At 44.8% G+C, this 11,742-nt stretch carries 9 protein-coding genes; 3 read left to right on the forward strand and 6 right to left on the reverse strand.

Annotated elements, in window-relative coordinates; all coding sequences use genetic code 11:
• The first annotated feature begins 33 nt into the window (after positions 1-33).
• Positions 34-1,068, forward strand: a complete 1,035-nt coding sequence (locus AACQ75_RS17695; protein ID WP_013857595.1) for an NADP(H)-dependent aldo-keto reductase — start codon at positions 34-36, stop codon at positions 1,066-1,068.
• A 37-nt stretch (positions 1,069-1,105) separates the two neighbouring features.
• Here the strand turns inward: AACQ75_RS17695 and AACQ75_RS17700 are convergent, their stop codons facing one another.
• The 5 genes from AACQ75_RS17700 to brnQ form a co-directional block, all read right to left on the reverse strand.
• Complete coding sequence (locus AACQ75_RS17700) at positions 1,106-1,357, reverse strand: hypothetical protein (RefSeq protein WP_170889157.1); 252 nt, start codon at positions 1,355-1,357, stop codon at positions 1,106-1,108.
• A gap of 500 nt (positions 1,358-1,857) precedes the next feature.
• Positions 1,858-3,192, reverse strand: a complete 1,335-nt coding sequence (gene vpsR, locus AACQ75_RS17705) for a cyclic-di-GMP-binding transcriptional regulator VpsR (RefSeq protein WP_013857597.1) — start codon at positions 3,190-3,192, stop codon at positions 1,858-1,860.
• A 262-nt stretch (positions 3,193-3,454) separates the two neighbouring features.
• Positions 3,455-4,987: a lysine--tRNA ligase gene (gene lysS / locus AACQ75_RS17710; protein WP_013857598.1), complete on the reverse strand. Its 1,533-nt coding sequence runs from the start codon at positions 4,985-4,987 to the stop codon at positions 3,455-3,457.
• Between the two features lie 33 nt (positions 4,988-5,020).
• Positions 5,021-6,119, reverse strand: a protein-coding gene (gene prfB / locus AACQ75_RS17715; RefSeq protein WP_096000859.1) for a peptide chain release factor 2 whose coding sequence is annotated in 2 segments (ribosomal slippage) — positions 5,021-6,043 and positions 6,045-6,119 — 1,098 coding nt in all. Because the reading frame shifts where the segments join, the coding sequence is not laid out codon by codon here.
• Positions 6,120-6,289: 170 nt separating this feature from the next.
• Positions 6,290-7,603, reverse strand: coding sequence for a branched-chain amino acid transport system II carrier protein (brnQ, locus tag AACQ75_RS17720; RefSeq protein WP_170889158.1), 1,314 nt, complete (start codon positions 7,601-7,603; stop codon positions 6,290-6,292).
• A 308-nt stretch (positions 7,604-7,911) separates the two neighbouring features.
• Here brnQ and AACQ75_RS17725 point away from each other — a divergent pair, with 308 nt between their 5' ends.
• Both AACQ75_RS17725 and srmB read left to right on the forward strand, forming a co-directional pair.
• Positions 7,912-8,634, forward strand: coding sequence for a tRNA1(Val) (adenine(37)-N6)-methyltransferase (locus AACQ75_RS17725; protein ID WP_170889159.1), 723 nt, complete (start codon positions 7,912-7,914; stop codon positions 8,632-8,634).
• 92 nt (positions 8,635-8,726) lie between these two features.
• Positions 8,727-9,962 (forward strand): ATP-dependent RNA helicase SrmB, encoded by a 1,236-nt coding sequence (gene srmB / locus AACQ75_RS17730; RefSeq protein ID WP_013857603.1) that lies wholly within the window; start codon positions 8,727-8,729, stop codon positions 9,960-9,962.
• A gap of 102 nt (positions 9,963-10,064) precedes the next feature.
• Here srmB and prfC read toward each other — a convergent pair whose 3' ends face one another.
• On the reverse strand, positions 10,065-11,654 hold the full coding sequence (prfC, locus tag AACQ75_RS17735; protein ID WP_026028084.1) for a peptide chain release factor 3: 1,590 nt from the start codon (positions 11,652-11,654) through the stop codon (positions 10,065-10,067).
• Positions 11,655-11,742 lie beyond the last annotated feature (88 nt).

Raw genomic sequence — 11,742 nt, forward strand, 5'->3', positions numbered from 1 at the left:
ACACTCCACCAGCGAGAGCATCAAGGAAGGAATATGCAATACACCAAACTGCCTCATTCCACACTGGAAGTGAGCAAGATCTGCTTAGGTACCATGACTTTTGGTGAACAAAATAGCCAACAACAAGCCTTTGAGCAGCTCGATTACGCCTTAGACCAAGGTGTGAATTTCATCGATACTGCGGAAATGTACCCAGTTCCCCCCAACGGTAAAACCCAAGGTCTGACCGAAAGCTATATTGGCAACTGGTTAGAAAAATCAGGTAAACGTGAAAAAGTGGTGTTAGCGACTAAAGTGGCAGGCCCGCGTAACGTGCCTCACATCCGCGAAAAGATGTCACTCGATAGACGCAACATTCATTTAGCGATTGATGATAGTTTAAGACGCTTAAAAACAGACTATGTCGATTTGTATCAATTACATTGGCCTCAACGCCAAACGAACATGTTCGGCCAACTTAACTACCCTTATCCTGATCAGCAAGAAGAAGTCACTTTAATCGAAACGCTCGAAGCGCTTAATGATCTCGTCAAGGCTGGAAAAGTGCGTTACATCGGTGTGTCAAATGATACCCCGTGGGGTGTGATGACGTTGCTAAAATTGGCAGAAAAACACGATCTAGCAAGAATTGTCTCTATCCAAAACCCTTATAATTTACTGAATCGCAGCTTTGAAATTGGCTTATCTGAGATTAGCCACTTCGAAGGTGTTCAACTGCTGGCTTACTCGCCACTGGCGTTTGGTTGCCTGAGTGGTAAATATTTAAATGGCGCAAGACCTGACGGTGCTCGGTGCAGCCTATTTGAACGCTTTTCTCGCTATTTTACGGCGCAAGGTGTACAAGCCACTCACGCTTATGTTGAGCTTGCTAACCAGTATGGCCTTGATCCAGCACAGATGGCATTGGCGTTTGTCAATCAACGTCCGTTTGTCGCATCCAATATCATTGGCGCGACAAACCTAGAGCAGTTGAAAACAAATATCGATAGTTTAGATGTCGTACTCAGTAATGAATTGCTTCTTAAAATTCAAGAGATTGGGACGACTTACTCCAACCCTTGTCCGTAGATATCTTCGGGGCTAGCGAAGCCACTAGCCCCTCGTTTTACGTTGTTATTCGCATACTTAACACACGGCGAAGATGACGAATATGACGTTCAGCTTTAGTTGAGTCAGGGACTGAAACGCCAATAGCGCGTCCATCACTTTCTAAGCCAATATCTTTAAGCAAGTGTTGGCTATTAAAAGGCAGCTCAAAAGCATGACGGCGAACATTTCGTTGCCATTGACGCTCTTCACGGCGTAAATCAGCACGGACCAGTAAAGTAGCAAGTTGTAAATAAATTGAATGACGCATGAGTATTCTCCAGTAGTAAACTAAACGTTGACGGCTGGAAAAATGGGGGCAAACAAGGTGGATCAACACTTTGATAAGCTGCCATTTTTCCGCAGCCTATCTCAAGGTTACGGATTAACTAAAAATCGGTGCCTTTTTTATCATCAAACATACGACAGGCGTCTGTAGTAAGAGACGATTTAGGCGCAGTAAGATCGATAGAAACGCGAACAGTATGAACAAAAACGAAATGATTCATGTTGCGCCTCCAAGCAAATAGTTAATCCAAAGTGAAATGAGTGTGTGAGCACGGCTCACGGTTAAATTCTATGCAACTGAGGTGATTATTCAACTCTTAATTTTCAAACAATTAAAAAACAATGCATTAACCTAAAATGAAAGCCGATGACAGCAAATAAGTGACATATTCAGCTAGAGAATAACTTATTCGCAAAAGATATGATTATAAAAAATGGCCACATGGATTAAATGTGGCCATTTTTACTTGAAGAATCATCAAGTTAATAGGTATTTTCAGTGATTAAGTTATGTTTATTAAGCAAGCGATACATAGTAGCTCTAGATACACCTAGCTCTTTGGCGGCCATTGATACTTGCCCTGAGTTCGATTCTAAAACCAGTAATAGCGCATCTCGCTCTGAACGCTCACGAATGCTTTTTAGGCTGCGCTTACCATCACTGCGTTTTGGTAAGTCGAGTTGCAATTCATCCAACATGACTGAATCGGACATCAGCACCACACGTTTGATCTGATTCATCAGCTCACGAACGTTACCCGGCCAGTGATAACGAGCCAATGAACGCGCCGCTTCTTCAGTAAAACTGCGCGCCTGCGCGTTAAACTCTTTTGAATACTCCTGCAAGAAGTGTCGTGCCAGTAAAGCAATATCACCCGCCCGCTCTTTTAAGCTCGGGACATTAATACGCAATACGTTGATATAGTGGTACAGCTCTTCGTTAAAATTGCCATCAATCAGCGCTTTTTCAATATCGGAAGAGTTGGCGGCCAAAATACGCACATCCACCTCTTTGACACCCGTTGAAGTTTCTATCGTTCCTTCTTGCAGGAAGCGCAAGAGGTTAGCTTGTTGGCTTTTAGGTAGCGTGAGAATATCTTTAAGTAGGATCGTCCCACCATCTGCCCGCTCCAATAATGAAGTTTGAGATGAGTCTTCACAACCAATACCGAACAGCTCACATTCAAAGCGGCTCTCCGATAAAGCTCGGCAATTCACTGAAATAAAAGGTTTTTGTGCGCGAGACGACGTTTTGTGTACCGCTCTCGCGACCGTCTCTTTGCCCGTTCCATTTTCCCCATAAATGAGGATACTGACATCTGTAGGGCCGATTCGTTTGATCTGATCACGCAAGCGCTTCATGGGGGTGGACTCACCAATTAAACCAATATCCCCTGTTGCTCCATAATGTGGCCATACTTTTTTCTCTAACTTAAGCATTCCAAGTTGGTGTCCAATGGTGCTCAGTAGTTGCGCATCGGGAATCGGCGCCGTAAAAAAGTCGATACAAAAGTTAACAATGAATTGGCAAATCGTATCCGAGCTCAACTGTGATTCGCGAATGAACGCCAACCAACGTACTTGTTTATGGTTGCTGACCAAATTTGCAATGCCATTGAGGCTGAATTCATCATGGCTCAAATCAACAATACCAATGCATGGGCCTGTTTCTGCAAACAAGGCATCCGCTTTACGTAAATCTGCGCATTGTGTACAACGCCAACCAACCTGTTCAAGTACAGATAACCAAGGCTCGTATGTCCCACCAACGACGACAAGCGAACCAGGGACAGAATCCATTCGGAATTGAGTGCCCATCTATTATTCCTTATCTTTAAATTTATATGCAGTGCTACTTTTGGCACATTAAACGGCTGTTACATTAACGAGACTTGGCGCTGTAGTCTGTCTCAATCATAAGACTAGACAACAAATAAGCACTTTACCATTTAATATAGGGAACTATTTCATAATCCTTTCGAAATTGTTGTCTGTTAGTCCACGCTAGTGAACAAAATTTTTCAAACTAATGCAAAAAAAAACCGCCTATTTAGGCGGTTTATCGGAACGAAAGTAGCAATTACTGCTGTGGGCGCATCGCAGGGAATAGGATAACGTCACGAATCGTATGGGTGTTGGTGAGTAACATCACCAAACGGTCAATACCAATGCCTTGACCCGCCGTTGGTGGGAGACCGTGCTCTAACGCAACAACATAATCAGCATCGTAGAACATGGCTTCATCGTCGCCAGCATCTTTGGCATTCACTTGCGCTAAGAAGCGCTCGTCTTGATCTTGAGCATCATTAAGCTCAGAGAAGCCATTGGCGACTTCACGACCACCGATGAAGAACTCAAAACGGTCGGTGAAGAATGGGTTGTTATCGCTACGACGCGCCAATGGTGAAATATCCGCAGGGTATCCAGTGATGAAGGTCGGTTGCATCAACTTAGGTTCGGCCGTTTCACCGAAGATCTCTTCAAGCAGTTGGCCGCAAGTCCAAAAAGGTTCAACGTCTACATGAACTGATTTCGCGATAGATACCATGAGCTCACGGTTTTGCAGATCCTGTTCAGTTAACGCTTGGATTTGAGCGTGCTCTGGGTTGTAGTGTTTGATGGCTTCAAACATACTCATGCGAGCATATTGACCACCAAATTCTACCGTTTCATCACCATAAGGCATTGAAGTCGAACCTAAAACTTCCTGTGCCACAGTGCTTAATAACTCCTCGGTAAAGTCCATCAGATCATTGTAATCTGCGTACGCCATATAGAATTCCATCATAGTAAATTCAGGGTTATGGCGAGGAGAAAGACCTTCGTTACGGAAGTTACGGTTGATTTCAAACACGCGATCAAAGCCACCCACAACTAAACGCTTAAGGTAAAGCTCAGGTGCGATACGCAAGTACATTGGCATGTCGAGCGCATTGTGGTGAGTGATGAATGGACGCGCACTAGCACCGCCAGGGATCACATGCATCATTGGCGTTTCTACTTCCATGAACTGTTTTGAGATCATGAAGTTACGAATTGCAGTCATTACTTTAGAGCGAACAATGAACGCATTACGTGAACTTTCATTAACAATCAAATCCACATAACGTTGGCGGTAGCGCATCTCTTGGTCAGTCAAACCGTGGAACTTCTCTGGTAATGGACGAAGTGCCTTTGTCAGCAATTCGTACTCTTCCATATTAACGTAGAGATCGCCTTTGCCAGATTTGTGCAACGCACCTTTCACGCCGATGATGTCACCAATGTCTAGACCTTGGTATTTTTCCTTCAGCTCAGTTTGAACCTCTTTTGAAGCATAAGCTTGAATACGACCAGAGGTTTCTTGAATAACAAGGAAAGGGCCACGTTTCGCCATGATACGACCTGCAATCGCCACAACATGGTTTAAGGCTTCTAACTCTTCTTTGCTCTTTTCACCGAATTGCTGTTGAAGATCACCCGCAAGGCTGTCACGACGAAAGTCATTTGGGTGGCCATTCGCTTTACAGCTCTTACGGATGTGATCCAGCTTGCTGCGACGCTCTGCGATGAGTTTGTTCTCTTCTTGCGCAATTTGCTCTTGATTCATTTCGTTTTGAACAGCATCAGTCATTTTACATGTACCTTATATGTCGGTAAAAAAGCATTAAAGGCCTGATTTCAGGCTTGCTTCAATAAATTTGTCTAAATCACCATCTAATACCGCTTGGGTATTACGGTTTTCAACGCCAGTGCGTAAATCTTTGATTCGGGAGTCATCCAATACATAAGATCGGATTTGGCTTCCCCAGCCAATGTCAGATTTCGCATCTTCATTGGCTTGCTTTTCTGCGTTCTGCTTTTGTAACTCAAGTTCAAACAGTTTTGCACGCAATTGTTTCATCGCTTGGTCTTTGTTTTTATGCTGCGAACGATCGTTTTGGCATTGAACAACGGTATTGGTTGGAATGTGCGTAATACGCACCGCCGATTCGGTGGTGTTAACGTGCTGACCACCCGCTCCCGAAGCGCGATAAACATCGATACGAAGATCGGCTGGGTTGATGTCGATAGCAATATTTTCATCAATCTCAGGATAGATAAACGCAGAGGCAAAAGAGGTATGGCGGCGGCCACTCGAATCAAATGGGGATTTACGAACCAAGCGGTGTACGCCAGTTTCGGTGCGCAGCCAACCATAAGCGTAATCACCGATAATTCGCACGGTTGCACCTTTTAGGCCAGCAACATCACCTTCAGACACTTCAATCACTTCAGTCTTAAAGCCTTTCGCTTCTGCCCAACGTAAATACATGCGTAGCAGGATTGATGTCCAGTCTTGAGCCTCGGTGCCGCCCGAACCAGACTGCAGATCAATATAGCAATCTGAAGAATCGTGATCGCCAGAGAACATACGGCGAAACTCAAGCTGTTCAAGCTTAGTTTCCAGCTCATCCAGTTCAGGGCCAATTTCATCGAAGGTTTCTTGGTCTTCTGCTTCAATAGCCAGTTCCAGTAGTCCTTCCACATCATCCACACCTTGATCTAACTGATCAATGGTATCGACAATGGCTTCGAGCGAAGCGCGTTCTTTACCTAGCGCTTGTGCACGCTCAGGTTCGTTCCAGACGTTGGGTTGCTCGAGTTCTGCATTCACTTCTTCTAAACGCTCTTTCTTAGCGTCGTAGTCAAAGATACCCCCTCAGGATATTTGTGCGCTCTGACACATCCTGAAGACGGTTTTTAATAGGATTGATTTCAAACATGTTTGCTCAACATTTATGAGTAGAATTTAACCGAAGAATTCTACTTAAAAATGTGACGAAGATACAGGAAAAATTCGTTTGATCTCTTGGAATAAAAGCTGGCGCACGCCTAAAAAAAGAGGCTGAACAATCGTGTTCAGCCTCTTTAATGCTTACGGGTAAAAACGCGATTATGCCGCTTCTTTAACCACACTTTGTTGAACGGTAGTTGCAATAAAGAACATGCAAATCATCGCAGCGAGTGTAGGAAGTAACCACCCCATGCCGACCTCAAACAGTGGCAGCATATTGAACGCAGACACATCAACGCCAGCCACTTTTGCCGCGTCGATCAACGCAAAAAGAAAAGAGACAAGTAGCACTACACGGTATGCCACTGCTGGGTTTGGTAGTTTCCCTCTCAAGAAGGTCAACATAATCAAGGCAATCGCGACTGGATAAAGCGCATACAGTGCGGGGATAGAAAGCGAGATCAATTGCGATAAACCAACGTTTGCCACGATAGCGCAAGCAACACCAATAATGATCACCCAAGATTTATACGCAATTGGAGTCAATGTGCAAAAGTAATCTGAACATGCTGAAATCAAACCAATTGCCGTGGTTAGGCAGGCTAGTAGCACGATGACAGAAAGCACGATCTGCCCATAAGGGCCAAACAGCGCTTGCACATATTGACTAAGCACCGCACCGCCATTTTCTGCACCAAAAGCGACCACAGAGCTTGTCGCACCAAGATAAAACAGTGAAATATAGACAAAAGCTAAACCAACCGCCGCAATACACGCCGCGCTGATTAAATACTTTGTGGTTGCCGCGCGCTCTGTAATGCCTTTGCTACGCAGTGCATCAACAATTAACATCCCAAACATCAGTGCGCCAAACGTATCCATGGTGTTGTAGCCTTCAAGGAAACCTTTCGTCAACGGCTGAGTCAGGTATTCGCCTTGTGCAGTCACCATCTCACCTTGCGGGTCAACAAAAACCGCAACGGCTAAAATAATTAATCCAACAAATAGAGCAGGAGTTAGCACTTTACCAATGATGTCAATGAGCCGACCTTGAGACCAGGCAAAAAACATCGCAACGACAAAAAAGAGAATCGAAAATAGTGTCAAATGCGATTGTTTCGCATCAATGAAAAATGGTTTCACTGCCATTTCATACGCCACAAGGCCGGTACGCGGTGCTGCAAAGGCAGGACCAATGATGATAAAGATCATCACTGCCATGATAGTTGCAGCTTGTTTAGGCAGATCTTTGGTTAAATGCTCCCAAGAACCACCCGCGACAGCAATCGCAATAATCGTCATCAATGGTAAACCGACAGCGGTAATGAGGAAGCCTGTCATGGCTGGCAGTAAATGCTCTCCAGCAAGCTGGCCAGCGATTGGCGGAAAGATGATGTTACCAGCACCCAAGAAAAACGCGAAAAGCATAAAGCCGACCGCGATAATATCTGTTAGTTTTAACGTCTGCTTCACAGATAACCCTTAATTATTATTTGATAAATGTTGTGTATGCATTGTTGATGAGGTTGAAACCGCATCTAAATCTAAAAATTAAGGGCGAATAATGACGAAACACTCAAGACTTCGCAAGGGCAAAGCAAAAAACGCTACATTAATTTATAATATCGGTGAAAAACCAGTTTAAAACTCTAAATGTTAAAAAATAGAAAGAATGATGTGTTGATCATTTTATCATACACTCTCATAACAGATAGAAGAATAATCCGAACAAATAGATAACAATAGTGGTTATCACTTAATTAGAGCTATATTTTGAAATAATGATGAAAAGTCACACGCCCAAAAATAAGCGTTTCAAATTTAAACAATTTTCCATTGACGGTGGACAAGCGGGAATGCCTGTCAGTACCGATGGGGTTCTATTAGGCGCGTGGGCTTTCACGCACCATCCCAAAACCATTCTCGATATTGGCACCGGTACTGGGTTATTGGCATTAATGTGCGCACAACGTTTTAGCGATGCACAAATTACGGCCGTCGATATCGATGCCTTTGCCTTTGAAGCGGCCCAATACAACAGTAATGCTTCTTCATGGGGGCTACGCATACAGGTTTTACAAGGTGATATTTTAGACACCTCTTTTACGCCGTCCTTTGATGCAATTATTTGTAACCCACCCTATTTCAACAGTGGTGAACTGTCTCATGATCCCCAGCGAGCTACTGCTAGGCACACCAATCAACTTGCTCATCACGCTTTATTAGTCAGAGCAAAAAGTCTCCTCAACGATGAAGGGCAAGCTTGTTTTATTTTGCCCGTGTATGAAGGGGAACAATTTATCGAGCAAGCACTCACGCTCGGCTGGCATCTTAAGCGTCGCTGCACTGTACAACCCGTAGCACACAAACCCGCTCATCGGCTATTGGTTGAACTAAGTTTAGCCTCGGCTTCTGTGATTGATTCATCGTTGGTCATTCACTCATCAAGTGGTTATAGCGAAGCCTTTATTGCCCTAACTCAAGATTTTTATCTCAAGATGTAGAAATAACATGTGATCCTAATCACCAATCCCCCTATAATGTTCGACCTTAATTTTATAGCCAAATAAGCCTAACGGCTTGTGGAGTACTCACTGTGATCAAAACCTTTGCTGACCTCGATCTTGACCCTTGCATCATTGCGGCCATTGAAGATATGGGCTTTGAACGTCCCACCCAAGTTCAAGCTGAAGCGATCCCACAAGCCCTAGATGGTCGAGATATTCTTGCCTCTGCGCCAACGGGAACCGGTAAAACCGCTGCATTTGTTTTACCCGCGCTACAATATCTTTTAGATTTTCCGCGCAAGCGAGCCGGCCCTGCACGCGTCTTGATTCTGACCCCAACTCGTGAATTGGCGATGCAAGTGGCGGATCAAGCTCGTGAACTGGCGAAGAATACTCGCCTCAATATCGTCACCATCACTGGCGGCGTACAATATCAAGAGCACGCCGACATCTTAGCCAAAACGCAAGATATTGTGGTGGCAACGCCTGGTCGCTTGATGGAATACATTGAAGGCGAGCGTTTTGATTGTCGTGCAATTGAATGGCTTATTTTGGATGAAGCTGACCGCATGCTGGACATGGGCTTTGGCCCAATCGTCGATCGTCTCGCTGCGGAATGTCGCTGGCGTAAACAGACCTTGCTCTTCTCTGCAACACTGGAAGGTCATGGTGTGGAAGGTTTTACTGCCGATCTCTTAAAAGAACCAGCAACAATCAATGCCGATCCTTCTCGTCGTGAACGCAAAAAAATCACTCAATGGTATCACCGCGCCGATACCATGGTGCACAAAGTTGAGCTATTGAAGAAAATCCTCACCGAGCAAGCCGAACGTTCTATCGTGTTTATCAAAACTCGTGAGCGCTTAGCTGATTTGCGTACAGAGCTAGAAAAAGCGCAAATTCCTTGTGCTTGGATTCAAGGCGAAATGCCACAAGATCGTCGCAATAACGCCATTACGCGATTCCGTGAAGGCGCAGTCAACGTACTACTGGCAACCGACGTGGCCGCACGCGGTATTGACTTACCTGACGTAAGTCACGTGATCAACTTTGATATGCCACGCTCAGCGGATGTGTACTTACACCGCATAGGTCGTACGGCTCGTGCTGGTAAAAAAGGCAATGCGATCTCTTTGGTTGAAGCCCATGATCAAGTGATGATGGACCGCGTCGCGCGTTATGTCGACGAGGAGATAAAAGAGCGCTTCATTAAAGATATGCGCCCACAGCACAAAAAGCCGGTATTCAAAAAGAAAAAGAAAACCGATGACAAAAAAGTCAAAGTGGTTTCGAAGAAGAAGAAAGCGAACAAAAAGAAAAAATAGTGTTCCAATACCACCTATAAAAAAAATGCCGATACTGAAATATCGGCATTTTTTATCTTTAACGTTTGAAGAGAGTATCACTCTCTTCAAACTCACCAAGGTTTAATGTTCGCGTGTCGCACGGAACTCCACTTCAGGAAAACGCTCTTTGGCCAGATTCAAATTGACCATAGTCGGCGCGATGTAAGTCAGGTTATCCCCACCATCCAGTGCGATGTTACTTTGGTTTTTGCGCTTAAACTCTTCGAATTTTTTATCATCTGCGCACTCAATCCAACGTGCTGTTGCAACGTTAACACCTTCGTAAATCGCCTCGACGTTGTATTCAGATTTTAAACGAGACACCACCACATCAAACTGCAGCACACCCACTGCACCCACAATCAAATCGTTATTTTGTAGTGGGCGGAAGACTTGAACCGCTCCCTCTTCCGACAACTGCACTAAACCTTTAAGCAGTTGCTTCTGCTTCAGTGGATCGCGCAAGCGAATACGACGGAACAGCTCAGGAGCAAAGTTAGGAATACCTGAGAATTTCAACGATTCACCTTGGGTAAAGGTATCACCAATCTGAATCGTTCCATGGTTATGCAAACCGATAATATCGCCAGCATAAGCATTTTCAGCACGAGAGCGATCGCCCGCCATAAAGGTAACTGCATCAGAAATACTCACTTGCTTACCAATACGCACGTGGTTCATTTTCATGCCTTGGGTATAAGTACCCGACACAATACGCATAAACGCAATACGATCGCGGTGTTTAGGATCCATGTTCGCTTGGATTTTAAACACAAAGCCTGAGAATTTCTCTTCCGTGGCTTCAACAATACGCTCATTAGCTTGACGTGGCATCGGCGCCGGAGCCCACTCAGTTAAACCATGCAGCATATGGTCCACACCAAAGTTACCTAATGCCGTTCCGAAGAAAACAGGGGTCAACTCACCTTTTAAAAACAGCTCTTGATCAAATTCATGAGAAGCACCTAATACCAATTCAAGCTCATCACGCAGCTGAGCGGCAAGGTCATCACCCACGGCCTTATCCAGATCAGGGTTGTTGAGACCCTTAACAATGCGCTCTTCTTGAATAGTGTGGCCTTGGCCGGTCGCGTACAGAATCGTCTCATCACGGTGAATGTGGTACACGCCTTTAAACTCTTTACCACAACCCACTGGCCATGAAATCGGTGCGCAGGCAATCTTCAGCTCATTCTCCACTTCATCAAGCAGTTCCATTGGGTCGCGGATCTCACGGTCCAATTTGTTCATGAAGGTTACAATCGGTGTATCACGTAAGCGAGTCACTTCCATCAGCTTACGTGTACGATCTTCAACACCTTTTGCTGCATCAATCACCATTAAGCACGAGTCAACCGCCGTCAATGTGCGGTAAGTATCTTCCGAGAAGTCTTCGTGCCCTGGAGTATCGAGCAAGTTAACCAAACAATGATTGTAAGGAAATTGCATCACAGAGGTCGTGACCGAAATACCACGCTCTTTTTCCATTTCCATCCAATCTGATTTAGCATGCTGGTTAGAGCCGCGCCCTTTTACCGTTCCCGCTTTTTGAATGGCATTCCCGAATAGCAGAACTTTTTCAGTAATGGTGGTTTTACCCGCATCCGGGTGCGAAATAATAGCGAAGGTTCTACGTTTAGAAACTTCACTCAAAAAAGGAGTATTTGACATGAAACAGGTCTTCTCAATATGCTGATATAAGGGAGAGCCGAAGCGCTTACGCTGATCAGCAGTTCGATTCAAATTTGCGCGGTATTCT

Origin of the sequence: Vibrio sp. B1-2, assembly GCF_963888445.1 — a bacterium.
GTDB classification, from domain to species: domain Bacteria; phylum Pseudomonadota; class Gammaproteobacteria; order Enterobacterales; family Vibrionaceae; genus Vibrio; species Vibrio anguillarum.